Origin of the sequence: Gluconobacter morbifer G707 (assembly GCF_000234355.1) — a bacterium.
Lineage (GTDB): Bacteria > Pseudomonadota > Alphaproteobacteria > Acetobacterales > Acetobacteraceae > Gluconobacter > Gluconobacter morbifer.
Window position 1 is genome coordinate 184,820 of sequence record NZ_AGQV01000002.1, and the last position, 16,197, is coordinate 201,016.

General features: G+C 57.4%; 12 protein-coding genes and 1 tRNA gene. 10 read left to right on the forward strand and 3 right to left on the reverse strand.

Annotation, left to right across the window (positions count from 1 at the left end):
- Positions 1-2 precede the first annotated feature (2 nt).
- Entirely contained in the window at positions 3-950 is a 948-nt protein-coding gene (gene thiL, locus GMO_RS05810) for a thiamine-phosphate kinase (RefSeq protein WP_008851381.1), read from the forward strand.
- A gap of 30 nt (positions 951-980) precedes the next feature.
- On the opposite strand, the gene GMO_RS05815 is transcribed toward thiL, so the two are convergent.
- Entirely contained in the window at positions 981-2,174 is a 1,194-nt protein-coding gene (locus tag GMO_RS05815) for a hypothetical protein (protein WP_008851382.1), read from the reverse strand.
- Positions 2,175-2,316: 142 nt separating this feature from the next.
- Between GMO_RS05815 and GMO_RS05820 the strand changes: the two genes are divergently transcribed.
- Together GMO_RS05820 and glk are read left to right on the forward strand one after the other, a co-directional pair.
- The gene (locus GMO_RS05820; protein WP_008851383.1) at positions 2,317-3,138 is read left to right on the forward strand and encodes an SDR family NAD(P)-dependent oxidoreductase; all 822 of its coding nucleotides are present in this window, start codon (positions 2,317-2,319) and stop codon (positions 3,136-3,138) included.
- A gap of 78 nt (positions 3,139-3,216) precedes the next feature.
- Positions 3,217-4,185 carry a glucokinase gene (glk, locus tag GMO_RS05825; protein WP_008851384.1) on the forward strand — a complete coding sequence of 323 codons (969 nt, stop codon included), beginning with the start codon at positions 3,217-3,219 and terminating at the stop codon, positions 4,183-4,185.
- Between the two features lie 307 nt (positions 4,186-4,492).
- Here the strand turns inward: glk and GMO_RS05830 are convergent.
- A tRNA-Cys gene (locus GMO_RS05830) sits at positions 4,493-4,566 on the reverse strand.
- Positions 4,567-4,720: 154 nt separating this feature from the next.
- Here GMO_RS05830 and GMO_RS05835 point away from each other — a divergent pair.
- The 4 genes from GMO_RS05835 to GMO_RS05850 all read left to right on the forward strand — a co-directional run bounded on the left by GMO_RS05835 (position 4,721) and on the right by GMO_RS05850 (position 10,191).
- A complete protein-coding gene (locus GMO_RS05835) occupies positions 4,721-6,178 on the forward strand; it encodes a TolC family outer membrane protein (protein WP_008851385.1) in 1,458 nt (485 codons plus the stop codon).
- A gap of 33 nt (positions 6,179-6,211) precedes the next feature.
- A complete protein-coding gene (locus GMO_RS05840) occupies positions 6,212-6,721 on the forward strand; it encodes a DUF2497 domain-containing protein (protein WP_008851386.1) in 510 nt (169 codons plus the stop codon).
- Between the two features lie 45 nt (positions 6,722-6,766).
- Positions 6,767-9,433 (forward strand): valine--tRNA ligase, encoded by a 2,667-nt coding sequence (locus GMO_RS05845; protein ID WP_008851387.1) that lies wholly within the window; start codon positions 6,767-6,769, stop codon positions 9,431-9,433.
- Between the two features lie 542 nt (positions 9,434-9,975).
- Positions 9,976-10,191: a hypothetical protein gene (locus GMO_RS05850; protein WP_008851389.1), complete on the forward strand. Its 216-nt coding sequence runs from the start codon at positions 9,976-9,978 to the stop codon at positions 10,189-10,191.
- 20 nt (positions 10,192-10,211) lie between these two features.
- Here GMO_RS05850 and ilvD read toward each other — a convergent pair whose 3' ends face one another.
- On the reverse strand, positions 10,212-12,068 hold the full coding sequence (gene ilvD / locus GMO_RS05855) for a dihydroxy-acid dehydratase (protein WP_008851390.1): 1,857 nt from the start codon (positions 12,066-12,068) through the stop codon (positions 10,212-10,214).
- Between the two features lie 154 nt (positions 12,069-12,222).
- Between ilvD and GMO_RS05860 the strand changes: the two genes are divergently transcribed.
- Genes GMO_RS05860 through GMO_RS05870 form a run of 3 tightly spaced genes read left to right on the forward strand, consistent with a single transcriptional unit; the run spans position 12,223 to position 16,194 of the window.
- Positions 12,223-14,160 (forward strand): CocE/NonD family hydrolase, encoded by a 1,938-nt coding sequence (locus GMO_RS05860; RefSeq protein ID WP_008851391.1) that lies wholly within the window; start codon positions 12,223-12,225, stop codon positions 14,158-14,160.
- 50 nt (positions 14,161-14,210) lie between these two features.
- On the forward strand, positions 14,211-14,768 hold the full coding sequence (gene msrA / locus GMO_RS05865; RefSeq protein ID WP_008851392.1) for a peptide-methionine (S)-S-oxide reductase MsrA: 558 nt from the start codon (positions 14,211-14,213) through the stop codon (positions 14,766-14,768).
- Between the two features lie 43 nt (positions 14,769-14,811).
- Positions 14,812-16,194: a DUF2252 domain-containing protein gene (locus GMO_RS05870; RefSeq protein ID WP_008851393.1), complete on the forward strand. Its 1,383-nt coding sequence runs from the start codon at positions 14,812-14,814 to the stop codon at positions 16,192-16,194.
- Positions 16,195-16,197 lie beyond the last annotated feature (3 nt).

A 16,197-nucleotide genomic window follows, 5' to 3' on the forward strand; every position in this document is an offset into this window, starting at 1 on the left:
CCATGCTGGGCGAGTTCGATTTCATCGCCCGGCATTTTCAGCCCCTGGCAGGGGCGGGAAGCCTTGATCTACGGGATGACTGCGCCCTGCTGGACTGCCCAGCAGGCGAAGAAATCGCCCTTTCCACCGATACCATGGTGGAAAATGTCCATTTTCTGCCGGACGACCCGCCGGAGACGCTTGGACGCAAGCTCCTGCGCTGCAATCTTTCCGATCTTGCGGCGATGGGTGCGAAACCTCATGCCTATACGCTGAATATAACGGTTCCACGGGACGGGATGCACGACGACGCATGGTTCGGCGCCTTTTCTTCAGGGCTGAAGGCGGACCAGCAGCGTTTTGGCGTGACCCTGCTGGGGGGAGACACGACGTCAACCGCAGGCCCTCTCGTCCTGTCAGCGACTGTGTTTGGCAGGCTCAGGAAAGGCTGCGCGCTCAGGCGCAATGGCGCTCGCTCTGGAGACAGTCTCTGGGTAACGGGAACAATCGGAGATGCGGCGCTCGGACTTCTGGTTCTGCAGGGCGTACTGTGCGATCCAACCGGCTTTCTGGCGGAGCGCTACCGTATTCCACAGCCACGGACAGGGCTGGCGTTGAATGGCATCGTCAGTGCGGCCATGGATATTTCAGATGGGCTGGTTCAGGACTGCGGACATATGGCCCGGGAATCCCGTGTCGCTCTCGAATTCGTCGCCAGTGCGGTTCCGGCCTCCGAGGCCGCCTCTGCCTCAGGAGAGCAATGGCTGGAGCGACGCCTGACGGGAGGAGACGATTATGAACTTCTTCTGGCGTGTCCCCATCAGAACGAACACGCTCTCCAAATGGCCTGTGCCACCGGTAATGTTCCGGTTCACCGGATTGGAAGGGTCATCTCCGGTTCTGGTGTTCGGGTGCTGGCTGCGGATGGGAGCCTGATGCGGATGGAGAAAGGTGGCTGGCAGCATTTCTGACTGCCTTCCGCCTTTCCCGCGATCAGATTTTCATGCCGGATCATCAATGGCGCGTTCATACAGACGATAGCGCTTGTAGGGATGGGGAACGATCGCTTCCGCGAGATGTCTCATGCCCTGATCGGACTGCTGAATCCAGCCGAGTTCCACCCACTTGTAGGGCAGGGCATGTCGGCGGCGCATCAGTTCCGCGATGGCCAGTGAGGGAAGCAGCGCGCCCAGCATCGTTCCGCGGAGCCGCTGGGTCACGCCCAAAAGGATGACACGTGCCGAATGGAATCTGTGCAGCCCGAGCCGGGCGGCCAGCTTGATCCACCCCAGAGGCGAAGGGTCACCTCCCAGGTCACCGGCGATGTCATAGAGATTGGGAACCACGAGCGCCATCGCCACCGGCTCGTCATCCTGTTCGATCTGAACGTAATGTTCGGGTCGAAGCAGCGGTTTGAGCTGGTGGATCATGGCCTGCATCTCATAATCCTGAAGCGGAACAAAATTGAACTTGTCACTCCAGGCATCATTGTAGAGCCGGCGCAGGACCTCGCCCTGTTCTGTAATCTGTTTCTTGGACAGGCGCTTGATCGAGATGGAACCCAGTCGTCCTTCACCGACCTTCAGATCGCCCGGGATGCGAAAGCGCGACTCCGTGCTGTCATCAAGATCGAGCTTGTAACTCAGAAGATCCTCGACGGGGCTGTAGCCCGCGTCTTCCACGAGTTTGCCCAGCAGGCGCGGATGCCAGGGCATGGCAATCATGAGGGGCTGGTCCTGCCCTTCGATCATGAGTCCGGATTCGCCGTTACCACTAAGGGTCACGGGGCCACGCATTCTCTTCATGCCCTGAAGGCGGAGCCAGTTGCGGGCCGTTTCCAGCAGAAGCGTCACAACTGCTTTCTCGGAAACGGCATCCAGCGCACCAAAAGAGCCGATCTTCTGGTCCCAGTGCTCAATGGCGCGATGATCCACGATGGCTGCGATGCGCCCTACAGGCGTCCGACCACGCCAGGCTATGAAATAGCGGATGCTGGCATGCCGGAAAATAGCAGCTTTCCGGGGGTTGAGAAGGTCGTTCTGCTCCATGTCCAGCGGCGCCACGAAACCGGGCATGTCTGCATAGAGACGGCGAGGCAGCGTAATGAAAAGCCGGAGATCTGCCCGTGTCGTGACAGGGCGAACCACAAGAGCGTCATGTGGAGCAGGCATGTCAGTCTTGTCGGGCAATGTCATAGGGTAGGGCCTTGCACCTCTGATCTGAAAACATATCCCGCAAGGCAGGATACTGTGCCCTTGCGGCACGGGGTCGCGTCTTGTTGCATGGGAGGGCTATACCTTTCCAGCATCCATCCGACCACGAATAATATGGTTTTCCATGTCCGACGATCCTGTTTCTTCCACATCCCCCCGGTTTCACGCCCTCATTACCGGTGCATCCAGCGGCATCGGGGCGGCTCTGGCACTCTATTACGCCCGTCCGGGGACGCATCTTTCTCTCTGGGGAAGAAACATGCGCCGGCTTGAAGAGACCGCCGAGCAGGTCCGCAAGCGGGGAAGTACTGTCTCCGTCCTGTCGCTGGATCTGTGTGAGACGGAAACGGCCTTTGAGACCCTGCGGGCCGCGGATGACGAAAACACGGTCGACCTTCTTGTTCTCGGTGCAGGACTGGGAGATATCCGGCCGGAAGGCGCGCTCGCGGAAGCGGCTGAAGATGTGCGGAAAATCTCACTCGTCAATTTCACCACGCCTGCCACGCTTGCCACGGAAATGGCTGGCCGCATGGCGCTCCGCAAGCAGGGCAACATTGTTCTTCTGGGGTCTGTCGCGGCATTTCACGATCTTCCGGTTGCTACGGCATATAGCGGTTCGAAAGCCGGTCTGGCCCGCTTCAGCACGGCTCTTCATGCCGCCATGGCACCGCACGGCGTAAAAATCACGCTGGTTTCTCCCGGCTATGTCGATACTCCAATGAGTCGCCGCCTCGAGGGACCGCGTCCTTTCCTGGTAACACCCCAGAAAGCCGCGCGCCTGATCGGGCGCGCTGTCCGTCAGGGCAGGGCGCACCTTGTTTTCCCATGGCCATTCATGATCGCCCGGATACTGGAAATGCTTGTGCCCCGTCCTGTCGCACATCGACTGCTGCGCAGTGCAGAAGTGAAGCAGGCACCTGTCAGCCCTACACACGAAAAATTGTGAAAAGCTTGACGGCACCTTGGCAGTAGGCAACTGCTTTTCGTCATTCTGCCGTCCGGATTTAATGAGGATTATACGACCATGAGGGAAATTGTTGCTGTCGATATCGGAGGAACTCACGCCCGATTTGCGATAGCTGCCATTGATGACGGCAAGGTGGTTTCCCTCTCTCAGGAGACCACGCTGAAATGTTCGGATCATGCAAGCCTGGCGCTTGCCTGGGAAACGTTTGGTCGTCAACTTGACCGTCCGCTTCCCAAGGAAGCCGGAATCGCCGTTGCATGCCCTGTCACTGGCGAAATTCTGAAGATGACCAATAACCCATGGATCATTCAGCCAAGCCAGTTGGCGAGACGTCTGCATCTCGACAAATTCGTGCTCGTCAATGATTTCGGTGCTGTTGCGCACGCTGTCGCACAGGTCGACTCATCACAGATGAAACATCTCTGCGGCCCTGACGTCGATCTTCCGTCAGAGGGGGCAATTACAATTGTCGGTCCAGGCACAGGGCTGGGCGCTGCCTGTCTTTTACGCCGCAAGGACAGGTATTTCGTCATGGAAACCGAAGGAGGGCATCTCGATTACCCTCCACTGGATGAACTGGAAGACAAGATTCTGCATGCCCTGCGGCTGAGATTCCGTCGTGTTTCAGCAGAACGGATTGTTTCCGGGCCGGGTCTGACGAACCTGTACGAAGTCATTGCGGAAATGCAGGGCTGGCCCATCACGCTGCGTGATAACCGGACATTATGGAAAAACGCACTTGAAGGTTCCGATACCGTGGCAGCAGCCGCTCTGGAACGCTTCTGTCTCAGTCTTGGTGCCATTTCGGGCGATCTGGCGCTTGCCCATGGCGCCCGTGGTGTCGTTATCGGTGGTGGGTTGGGCCTGCGTCTGGCCAATATCCTCAGTGATTCGGGATTTGCCGAGCGCTTTGTCGCAAAAGGCCGTTTCGAAGCGATGATGAGCGAGATGCCCGTCAAGATCATCATGCATCCGCAGCCTGGTCTTTTTGGAGCCGCAGCTGCTTACGCTGCTGAATATCCCTGAACAGGAATCACGGCATCTTCGGATTTTCAGGAAAAATCTTTTCTGAAAATCCGAATGAAAGAATGTCCTAGGATTTACCGAAGCAATCCCAATAACAAGCAGACATCTGTGAACGGTCCTGTCGACTGGCAGGTGCGTAATACGCGGCCCCATTAGATCGCGGCTATCACCAGCAACAAGACATCGTCAGAAATGGAGAGATATACCTGATCAGTCGGTCAAGGCGGCTGGCAAAACAGGCTATAGTGCTGCCTGAGACTATAAAGACCGTCTGAAAATAGCCGTTTACTGCGAGGAGGGAAATATCTGGAGGTCCGGGCGGGAATCGAACCCACATACGCGGATTTGCAGTCCGCTACATCACCATTCTGCCACCGGACCCCGAGAGCAGGCAGCTATATCTCTCCTCGGCGCCGATTGGTCAAGAGGGGATATTCTGACAGTAAGAATTTTCTTCTGTCCCTCATCAGGGTATTAAGAACTCATTCACCAAACGCTGGCATACATGCCGACGTGGAGAGGGCAGGAACAACTCATGAACTCAGGACACTACGGTACGACAAAGCTGACGGTCCCAGTCGGACTCGGTCTGCTGTCCTTCCTCCTGACTGGTACTTCCCTGGCGCAGAAATATGATGGGAGCGGATCTCCGACTTTCGTTCCGCATACCCTTCAGGAAGCCCTCTCAACCGCTTACCTCACCAATCCGACCCTTCGTGAAGAACGGGCCAAGCTACGTTCAATTGACGAACAGGTTCCGACTGCGCTTGCCGGCTGGCGCCCCACCGTCCAGACAAATGCCAGCCTGACCTATTATAACGGCTCAAGCGATTATGCTGCCTCCGCCGGATATCAGGGTAGCAACAGACGATACGAAACTCCGGGCTATATGGGCGGTGTGACTATCACCCAGCCTTTATATCAGGGTGGAAAGACCGTTGCCGGCGTCCATGCGGCCACCAATCAGGTCATGGCGGAACGCGCCAAGCTGATCGAGACCGAGCAGGAAGTCTTCAGCAATGTCGTTCAGGCTTATGTCGGGGTCGTCGAGGACGAACAGCTTCTCCAGATCGCCATTAACAACGAGCATGTGCTGCAACATCAGCTTGAAGCCACACAGGAGCGATTCCACGTCGGTGAAATTACACGGACTGACGTTGCGCAGGCCCAGGCCGCTCTCGCCAGCGCAGTTGCGGAGCGGCAACAGGCAGAAGGTACACTCCAGAGCGCGCAGGCAACGTATCTTCAGGTAGTGGGGATCACCAGCGCACCTAATCTCGTGGCACCACAGCCGCTCAATCTACCTATAAAAAGCGAGCAGGAAGCCGTTTCTCTGGCAGTCCAGAACAATCCAAATGTCGTCAATGCCCTCTTCGCGGAAGCTCAGAGCAAGGACAACGTCTCCGTACAGATTTCCCAGATCATGCCGAAAGTCTCTGCAAGCCTGAATTATCAGCACGAACTCAACCAAGCATATGGACACTCCATACAGGACAACAAGTTCGGTGAAATCAGCTTCCAGATTCCGCTTTATCAGGGCGGTTCTGAATATGCCTCCATCCGAGGGGCCCGTCAGCAGGCACAGGCGGCCCACCGCGAAGTGGATGTCCAGCGACGGACTGCTCTGCAGAAAGCTGCATCGAACTGGCAGCAGATGGTATCTTACCGGCAGTCAATCGGGAGCGACCGTGAGGCCATTTCCGCCAATGTGATTGCACTTGACGGCGTGGAAAGACAGGCACTCGTGGGAACCAGTACCACACTGGCTGTGCTTCAGCAGCAGCAGACCCTTCTTCAGTCGCAACGGACGCTGGTTCAGCATCTTTCCAATCTGGTCATGTCTTCCTACGCGGTCGCAGCAGCCATGGGACGACTCACAGCTGTGGATCTCAAACTTGGCGTGCCGCTTTACGACGAAAAAGCCTATTACAATGCAGTAAAGAACAAGCTGTGGGGCACGAGCGATTACGCCATCAATCAGCCTGGTCGCTGAAATCATTTCAGATAACGGAACTGCTCTTCTTCAATGACTTCTTCCACGCCCGATTCCCTTGCCGGTGATCATGAGACGGTCGCAAACGTCCTGAACTCGATCCGTCATATTCTGCATGATGACGCCTCTGCGGCTCCCGAACACAAGGAACACACCGCCATGCCTGATACCCGCGAAGAGGAACTGACGCTGGATACATCCATGATGGTGTCTCCGGCGACTGGCGGGAACTCGGAAACGGCAACTTCGTCCGATAGGAAACCTGCAGAAGCAGGCAAGGGCAGTTTCGCGCCAGATCAGGACAATCTGATGAATCCTCAAACCATTGCGTCCGCCGAGCGCTCACTGGACGCCCTGCAATCGGCCCTCAGCAAGCCCATCCCTTCCGATACCGTTGTTAGCCAGAGCAGCGGACTGACCATCGAGGATATGGTTAGAAGTGAAGTCCGGACAATGGTTCGGACCTGGCTTGATGCCCATCTGCCATCACTGGTTGAAATTCTTGTCCGCGCAGAAATTGCGCGTCTGCGCCCCCGCGAGTAAGAGCATCTGACGCTCTTTCCTGATTTTACTACTCTCTGGATAACCATGCTCGAAAAAAGCTTTGTCCCCGCCGATCATGAGGCCGCTCTGTACGATGAGTGGGAAAAAAGTGGGGCCTTCCGGGCGCACCCTGATGCACCCGGTACGCCTTTTTCGATCATGTTCCCTCCGCCAAATGTCACCGGGACACTGCATCTGGGGCATTCCCTTAATTTCGTGCTCCAGGACATGTTGATCCGCTGGAAGCGCCAGGAGGGCTACAATGTTCTCTGGCAGCCGGGGACCGATCATGCCGGTATTGCAACCCAGATGGTTGTGGAACGCGCCCTTGATGCGGAAGGGACCAGTCGGACAACTCTTGGGCGTGAAAAATTCCTGGAACGGGTCTGGGACTGGAAGAACGAATATGGCGGGACCATTGTCCGCCAGCTTCGCAAGCTTGGGGCTTCAGCTGACTGGGAGCGGGAACGCTTCACAATGGATGAGGGCCTCTCCCGGGCTGTTCGCAAGGTCTTTGTTCAGCTTCACAGGGAAGGATTGATTTACCGCGACTGCCGTCTCGTCAACTGGGACCCGAAGTTCCGTTCAGCCATTTCCGACCTGGAAGTGGAGAACAGGGAAACCAAAGGCTCAATGTGGTATATCCGTTATCCGCTGGAGAACGGCCAGACCATTACCGTTGCAACGACACGCCCTGAAACGATGCTGGCGGACACTGCGGTTGCGGTTCATCCGGACGATGAACGCTACGCCGGCATGATCGGCCAGTTTCTGACGCTTCCCCTGACGGGACGCCGCATTCCCGTCGTCGCAGACCTGCATTCCGACCCGGAGAAGGGAACGGGCGCCGTCAAGATCACCCCGGCCCACGATTTCAACGATTTTGAAGTCGGACGCCGGCATGATCTTCCGACGCCCACAATTCTGGATGAAACGGCCTGCATCTGGCTGGACGAAATCCAGTCCGAACTGCGGGATGTGGATGGTCTGGCTTCAGTTGCGTTTGTCCAGTCTCTCTACGGCCTGAGCCGGGAGGACGCGCGCAAAGCCATCGTGACAGAACTCGAGCGCCTCGGGTGGCTCGAGAAGATCGAACCCCACAAACTTCAAGTGCCCTATGCGGAGCGTGGCGGAGCGATTGTCGAGCCACGCCTGACACTGCAATGGTATTGTGATGCCAAGACGTTGTCCGGGCCCGCGGTTGAAGCCGTCGAAAACGGAAAGATCGTTTTCGAGCCCCGCCAGTGGCAGAACACGTTCTTTGCGTGGATGAGGGACATCCAGCCTTGGTGCATCAGCCGCCAGCTGTGGTGGGGTCATCGTATCCCTGCCTGGTACGGGCCCGATGGCAGCGTTTATGTAGCCGAAACTCTGCAGGAAGCTCAGGCTCAGGCTGGCGCAGGCGTTGTCCTGACGCAGGACGAGGATGTTCTGGACACATGGTTCAGCTCCGGCCTGTGGCCTTTTACTACTCTGGGATGGCCTGATCAGACAGAAGAACTGGCTAAATATTACCCGACCAGCGTTCTTGTCACGGGTTTTGACATCATTTTCTTCTGGGTCGCCCGGATGATGATGATGGGCCTGCATTTCATGAAGGATGTTCCATTCCGGACCGTCCTGATTCACGGTCTTGTCCGGGATGAAAAAGGGCAGAAAATGTCCAAATCCCGCGGGAATGGACTGGACCCGCTGGATCTGGTGAATGAATTTGGTGCTGATGCAACACGACTGGCCATCTGTGCGGGAACAGGGCCGGGGCGTGACATCAAGCTGGGTCGCAAGCGGGTGGAAGAGCATCGAGCTTTCATCACGAAGCTCTGGAACGCAGCGCGTTTCCTTGAAATGAACGGCGCAAAACCTGTTCAGGACTTTGATCCTGCGACTGTCAGGAGCGCGCTTGGTCGATGGATCCTTTCCGAAGCCAATGTCGCTGTCACCGAAGCCCAGCGTGCGCTGACAGCCTATCGCTTCGATGAATATGCGAACTGCTGTTACAGGTTTGTCTGGAGCCGTTTCTGCGACTGGTTCGTGGAATTTGCAAAACCGGTTTTTGCAACCGAAACAGACGAGACAACAGAAATTCGTGTCGTCAGCGCGCATGTCCTGGGACTGATTCTGCGTCTCATGCAGCCGGTCATTCCATTCGTAACCGCCACATTATGGAAAGAACTGGAATATCCGGGCGCGTTTGAAACAGTCCGCTGGCCTGATGTCACACCGGTTCCGGCAGCAGAGGAGGCGCAGGATGAACTGGACTGGGTAATCCGGCTCATCAGTGAGGTCCGCACGGTCCGGTCGGAAATGAACATTCCGCCGTCCCAGAAAGCGCCTTTGCTGTTCCGGGATGCGAAGCCCGAGAACTTGGCACGCGCCAAAACATGGGCTGAAGCCATCGGGCGTATGGCGCGCGTTTCCGAAGTCGGTGTTCTGGAAGCGGAAACGCCGAAAAATGCTGCTCAGATCGTACTGGATGAGGCAACCGTATTCATTCCGCTTGAAGGACTGATTGATCTTGATGCGGAACGGGCCCGTCTGGCCAAAGAGATCAGCAAAAACGAAACCGAACTTCAGAAGGTTCTGCGGAAGCTGGCGAACGCCGATTTCGTCGCCCGGGCCAAGCCGGAAGTGGTGGAAGAAAATCGCGAGCGACAGGCAACCTTTGAACGCGACCTCGTGCGTCTCAAGGCTGCCTTGGGACGTCTTGCGTAAGACCTTGCACCCGACGTTACTACTTTTTTAACCCGTTGGTCTTTTCCTGCTCCGGCAGGAAAAGACATGCGCCCGGGACGGACAGACCTGAAAACGGGTTCTGTTGGAAGCGATGTGCAATAAATAGTGTGATCCGTCAGCCTCATAGAATTCCACCTTGCCGGAGCATTCTGACGGTTTGGGGAGCGGAATAGCTGGACTATCCGCGATCTGACTGCTCCTATGGCGTATCAAGCCCGCAGATAGTCTGGTCATCCTTTCCGCCCTGCAATTGTCAGAGCAACGCATTTCCGCCGGTTCACAAAAAATCCGTTCAGCCTCTTGAGTACTGAGGCCGTTTTAGGATGAGCCGTCAGGAGTTTTCCGACCATTCAGCCGGGATGTCGGTTCTGGACCAGATTGCAGTTTATGCGTCCGCGGATGAATCGATGGTCAATGTCAGGCATCCGTCCCCCCACTTATGTTGAACCGGACGGGATGCGTGGGTTTCATATCAAAGCGGAAAGAGACTGCTCTGCGTTGCCAGTTTGAGAGAACGTTGGATGTCTCAGCCTGGCGAAGACGAGCCGGATTCAATTCTCGAACAGGCAGGCATTCCTGAAACCACGACACAAGGATGCAACCAGTTGACGGGAAAGCAATGGGTCCATGCCCGGGTCGGGAACAAGCGACCGGTTTCATGCCGCTCTTTTGGCTGGAACATTGATGTTGCGCCGGCTACGGGGCATGATGAAGATAGCGGGCCTCTTCCGTACTGAAAGAGGCCTTGGGAATATCCTCAGCCGCGTGTCTTCACGACGATCTGCGATAGATCCCGAACGGCACCGTTTGCCGCGCTTGTCGTCATGGCGGCATAGGCCTGAAGAGCGCGGGAAACCGTCCGTTCACGGTTGGGCTTCCAGGCATTGTCACCCTTTTCATGCATCCGTTCCCGACGCGACGCGATATCCGCGTCTGAAACGTCGAGATGCAGACTGCGGGCCGGAATGTCGATCACGATACGATCTCCGTCTTCCACCAGGCCAATCAGACCGCCTTCAGCGGCCTCGGGGGAAATGTGTCCGATGGAAAGACCCGAGCTTCCACCGGAAAAGCGGCCATCCGTGATCAGGGCGCAGACTTCTCCCAGCCCCTTGGATTTCAGATAGCTGGTCGGGTACAGCATTTCCTGCATGCCAGGACCGCCTTTCGGGCCTTCATAGCGGATGACAACCACGTCTCCGGCCACGATTTTCCCGGCCAAAATGGCCGTAACAGCATTATCCTGACTTTCGAAGACGCGTGCCGTTCCATTGAATGTCAGGATCTTGTCGGAAACACCTGCTGTTTTGACGATGGCCCCATCTTCGGCAAGATTTCCGTACAGGACGGCCAGACCACCGTCTTGGGAGAAGGCATGGGCCTTGTCACGCAGGACGCCTGTGCTGCGATCGAGATCAAGGTCATGATACCGGCTGGACTGGGAGAAGGCATGGACGGTCCGGACACCGCCCGGCGCCGCGCTGAACAACTGGCGCGCCTCTTTGTCACCATGCACGATGTCCCATTTTTTCAGGGCGTCCCCGAGGGTCGGGGCATGGACCGTGCCGACAGACGTTTCCACCAGTCCTGCCCGGGCCAGTTCCCCGAGGATGGCGGGAATACCACCGGCGCGATGTACGTCTTCCATGTGTACGTCAGCCTTCGCAGGGGCCACCTTGCAGAGATTGGGTACCTTGCGCGACAGACGATCGATGTCGGCCATGTGGAAATCGACTTCGCCTTCGCGGGCAGCTGCGAGAAGATGAAGGACCGTATTGGTTGAGCCACCCATGGCGATGTCGAGCGTCATGGCATTCTCGAACGCCTGACGGGTCGCGATGCTGCGGGGCAGGGCAGACGCGTCATCCTGTTCATACCAGCGTCGGGCCAGTTCAACGGACAGGCGGCCAGCACGGAGAAACAGATCCCGACGGTCTGTATGCGTCGCCAGCAGCGATCCATTGCCCGGAAGGGAAAGGCCGAGCGCTTCGGTCAGGCAGTTCATCGAGTTGGCGGTAAACATCCCCGAGCATGAGCCACAGGTCGGGCAGGCGGAACGTTCAATCTGCTCGGACTCATCATCACTGACCTTCGGGTTGGCGGCAGCGACCATGGAATCCACGAGATCCAGTTTCCGCTCGATGCCGGGGCCGTTCAGCTTTCCCGCCTCCATCGGGCCACCGGAAACGAACACTACAGGGATGTTGAGGCGTAGGGACGCCATCAGCATGCCAGGCGTGATCTTGTCGCAGTTGCTGATGCAGACGATGGCGTCAGCGCAGTGGGCATTCACCATGTATTCGACGGAGTCTGCGATCAGTTCGCGAGAAGGCAGGGAATACAGCATTCCTCCATGCCCCATGGCGATGCCGTCATCGACTGCGATCGTGTTGAATTCCTTCGCCACGCCACCGGCTTCCTCGACGGCAGATGCCACCAGCGCACCCATATCCTTCAGATGAACATGACCGGGAACAAACTGCGTGAAGGAATTGGCGATGGCGATGATGGGTTTGCCGAAATCACCATCTTTCATCCCGGTTGCCCTCCAGAGGGCACGGGCGCCTGCCATGTTGCGGCCATGAGTGGTGGTACGGGAACGATAGGCAGGCATGAATTTCGACTTTCGTAACGGAAGAAGGCCCCGCTCCATAGCGAATCAATCGTCAGGAGGCCAGTGCAGGAAATATGTGCAAACCATATCTGGTACCTCTTGTCGGAATAACAACGAAAAGGCCAAACTTCCCGCCAGATATCAGGAGCTTTTCGTGACTCGCATTTTTCTCAGCCTCGGTACGACCCTTGCCCTGACCTGCCTGTCCGCAGCACAGGCCGCCGATCCCGGTTCCGTCGCACAGACGGTCACCCCGGACATGATCCAGAACGGCAGCGACATTCCTTCTCATGTGGTCATGCCGACAGACCAGCGGGACTACATCAAGAAAGACGTCATGATCCCCATGCGGGATGGCGTGAAGCTTCATACTGTCATCGTCATTCCCAAAGGCGCGAAAAACGCTCCTATTCTCCTGACACGCACACCCTATCATGCCAGTGAGCGGCTGAACCGCATTCCGAATGCCCCCACCATGCGTGCCATCTCTCCGCAGGGAGACGGTGTCTTCATCGATGAAGGCTATATCCGCGTCTTTCAGGACATCCGGGGCAAGTATGGCTCCGAAGGCCATTACGTCATGACACGGCCACCCATCGGTCCGCTCAATTCCAGCAAGACCGACGACACTACCGATGCGTGGGACACGATTGACTGGCTGGTGAAAAATACTCCGGAAAGCAATGGACGGGTGGGGATGACGGGGTCATCCTATGAAGGGTGGACCGTTGTGATGGCGCTTCTAGACCCACATCCCGCCCTGAAGGTTGCCGCCCCGGAAAGCCCGATGGTGGATGGCTGGATGGGCGATGACTGGTTCCATTACGGTGCCTTCCGTCAGGCCGGTTTCGACTACTTCACGGCACAGATGAGCGAAGCCGGCTCAGGTCCGGGCATTCCGCGTCCTGATGCGGATGATTACACGACGTTCCTTGCGGATGTTTCTGCTGGCGGCTTCGCAACAAAAGCCGGGCTTGACCAGTTCCCATGGTGGCGGCGCATGAAGGCGCATCCGGATTATGACGCATTCTGGCAGGAACAGGCGCTGGATCAGTTGATCGTCCGTCATCCCCTCAAGGTCCCCACCATCTGGGAACAGGGGCTCTGGGACCAGGAAGACATGTGGGGCGCCATCCATTCATGGATGAATCTCAAGGCCCACCACACACAGGTTCCCAACATCCTTGTCATGGGGCCTTGGCGGCATAGCGGCGTGAACTATGACGGTTCCACTCTGGGGCCGCTGCATTTCAATGGTGATACCGCCTTATGGTATCGCACCAATGTCATGCGGCCCTTCTTCGATCACTACCTCCGGAATGCTCCCGATCCGCATCTGGACGAAGCCATCATCTACAATACTGGCGAAGACCACTGGGATCATTTCCGCAACTGGCTGTCAGACTGTGGTGAGACCTGCATGCAGAAGGGGGAAAGACTTTATCTTCAGCCGGACCATGGCCTTGCCTTCGGCCGGACTCTGCCCGGATCGGACAGCTATGTTTCCGATCCCGCCCATCCTGTTCCCTTCATGACGCGCCCCTATCAGATGAACGCCGATCCACGCTGGAAGCCCTGGCTTGTCAGTGACCAGCGTTTTGCGGAGAGCCGGCCGGATGTCCTGACCTATGAAACGCCGGTGCTTGATCAGCCCGTTCGGGTTTCCGGTGTCCCCACGGCGGATCTTTTCGCCTCCACAACCGGGACGGATGCGGACTGGGTGGTCAAGATCATTGACGTACAACCTGGCGTAACGCCGGACCGTCCGGAAATGGGCGGTTATGAGCTTCCCATGTCGATGGATATCTTCCGGGGACGTTACCGTCAGAGTTTCAGTCATCCTACGGCTATCCCGGCAGGACAGGTGCAGGAATACCGCTTCACATTGCCGGCGGTGAACCATGTCTTCCAGAAAGGGCACCGGATCATGGTGCAGATCCAGTCAAGCTGGTTCCCGCTCTATGACCGCAACCCGCAGACGTTCTTGCCGAACATCTTCAATGCGAAAGCCGGTGACTACCATCCGGCAACCCAGACCATCCACCGTGGTGGCGACCATGCCAGTGCAATCTGGCTTCCGGTCGTGAAATAGGAGAGGCGTCTCCCCATATGGGGAGACAACCTTTTTCAGGAGATCCGGATATGAACACACAGTCTTCAGGGCCTCTGGCTTCAATCCTGCTAGGCGGCGGATGTTTCTGGTGTGTGGAAGCTGTCTTTACCGGGCTGCGCGGCATTGTCTCCGCCGATCCGGGCTATGCTGGCGGTCATGTTGCGAACCCGAGCTATGAGCAGGTTTGCACGGGACAGACGGGCCATGCCGAAGTCGTGAACGTCGTTTTCGATCCGCAGGAGATTTCCCTGGAGGATGTTCTGCGCGTCTTTTTCACGACCCATGATCCTACCCAGCGAAACCGGCAGGGCAATGATGTCGGGACACAATATCGTTCCGTTATCTTCGGGACGCCGGAGCAGCAGGAAACCGCCCGCAAGATCCGCGACGAGATCGCAGCGGAAAAGATCTGGCCCGACCCGATCGTCACCGCCATCAGAGGACCGGCACATTTCTGGCCGGCTGAAGAGAAACACCGCGATTATTTCACCCGTAATCCCGAGACCGCTTACTGTGCGGCTGTGGTTGCGCCGAAAGTCGCGAAAGCACGGAAACTGTATCGGGACCGTCTGAAACATCCGGCGTGATTTCGGTTGGTCAGGCAGACATTGCCCGTTATCCTGATTCATTATGGCATCTCTCACACCGTCAGTTCCGGTCCGTTCCCGCCAGACCCGCTATGCAGCGGGAATGGCGCTCCGCAAGACGGTGCCCCGCAGCAGCCATGCTCCCTGGACGCCTACAGCGAAGCGCGCGGACCCGGTCAGCATCCTGTTGAAACAGGGCACGACGCGGATCTCTACCCTGCTGCCTATCCGGCATCAGCGCATGAAGGCTTCTCCACTGGCGTTCCTGCGCGGTGCTGCAGCCGTCATGGCGGCTGATCTGGCCACGACCCCGACCACGGGCCTGCGGGTTCAGGCCTGCGGGGATTGCCATCTAAACAATTTCGGCTGTTACCCTTCGCCGGAAGGCATTCCGGTTTTTGACATCAACGATTTCGATGAGACGGCACCCGCGCCTTTCGAGTGGGATCTCAAACGTCTTGTCACGAGCCTTGTCCTGGCGGGGCGGGAGGCTTCCCTGCCCGAAAAGGCATGTCAACAGCTGGCGGTTTCCGCGTCTGAGCAGTATGTAGCGGAAATTCACCGCCTCGCGACGATGCCGCCTCTGCAGGCCTGGAACGAGCGGATTGACGTGCGCGCTATCATTTCCGGTATCGGCGGTCACAAGACGCGCGACCGGATGCGCCGCCAGCTGGACAGGCAGCTTGGAGCGATTTCCAATCAGTTCGGCATGATCGATCCGTCTTCCGCCCGTCAGCTGAAGGAAAAGCCGCCTTTCGTGCGCCGTCTGCCAGAGAATAACGATATCGTCCGGGATGCGTTTGGCCTCTATGTCGCCCAGCTGCCGCCCGAACGGCGGATCGTGCTGGAACGCTATGCTCTTCAGGATGTCATTTTCAAGGTTGTGGGCGTTGGCAGCGTCGGAACGTTCTGTGCGCTCGGTCTTTTCACGACCGGTGACAACGATCCGCTGATCCTTCAGATCAAGGAGGCACAGACCTCGGTTCTGGAGCCTTATGCCGGAGTAGTCCCCTTCGCCAATCATGGACAGCGTGTCGTCGTCGGTCAGCGCATCATGCAGGCGACATCCGACGCTTTCCTAGGATGGACACACACGGACGGCAAACGGACTACCAAGCAGGTTGGCAAGACGGCCGGGGGCGGACGGGATTTCTATGTCCGTCAGACCAAGGACAGTCGCCTTGCCCTGATCGGTGAAAAAATCGAGGATGATCTCCTGCCGGAATATGCCGAACTCTGTGGCAGGACGCTTGGCAGGGCGCATGGCCGCTCGGCAGATCTGGCCGTTCTGAGCGGTTATCTGGGGCGGGGACGGTCCTTTTCCGCGGCGATAGCGGAATTTGCCACTCATTATGCCGATCAGAGCGAACAGGACTGGCGGGCCTTCGTGCAGGCCATTGCGGAAAAGCGGGTTTCCTGCGCCTGAACG

Excerpts from the sequence above, each read along its gene's own strand:
- thiL (WP_008851381.1), top strand. The coding sequence starts at position 3 with ATGCTGGGCGAGTTCGATTTCATCGCCCGGCATTTTCAGCCCCTGGCA.
- GMO_RS05815 (WP_008851382.1), bottom strand. The coding sequence starts at position 2,174 with ATGACATTGCCCGACAAGACTGACATGCCTGCTCCACATGACGCTCTT.
- GMO_RS05820 (WP_008851383.1), top strand. The coding sequence starts at position 2,317 with ATGTCCGACGATCCTGTTTCTTCCACATCCCCCCGGTTTCACGCCCTC.
- glk (WP_008851384.1), top strand. The coding sequence starts at position 3,217 with ATGAGGGAAATTGTTGCTGTCGATATCGGAGGAACTCACGCCCGATTT.
- GMO_RS05835 (WP_008851385.1), top strand. The coding sequence starts at position 4,721 with ATGAACTCAGGACACTACGGTACGACAAAGCTGACGGTCCCAGTCGGA.
- GMO_RS05840 (WP_008851386.1), top strand. The coding sequence starts at position 6,212 with ATGACTTCTTCCACGCCCGATTCCCTTGCCGGTGATCATGAGACGGTC.
- GMO_RS05845 (WP_008851387.1), top strand. The coding sequence starts at position 6,767 with ATGCTCGAAAAAAGCTTTGTCCCCGCCGATCATGAGGCCGCTCTGTAC.
- GMO_RS05850 (WP_008851389.1), top strand. The coding sequence starts at position 9,976 with ATGTCTCAGCCTGGCGAAGACGAGCCGGATTCAATTCTCGAACAGGCA.
- ilvD (WP_008851390.1), bottom strand. The coding sequence starts at position 12,068 with ATGCCTGCCTATCGTTCCCGTACCACCACTCATGGCCGCAACATGGCA.
- msrA (WP_008851392.1), top strand. The coding sequence starts at position 14,211 with ATGAACACACAGTCTTCAGGGCCTCTGGCTTCAATCCTGCTAGGCGGC.
- GMO_RS05870 (WP_008851393.1), top strand. The coding sequence starts at position 14,812 with ATGGCATCTCTCACACCGTCAGTTCCGGTCCGTTCCCGCCAGACCCGC.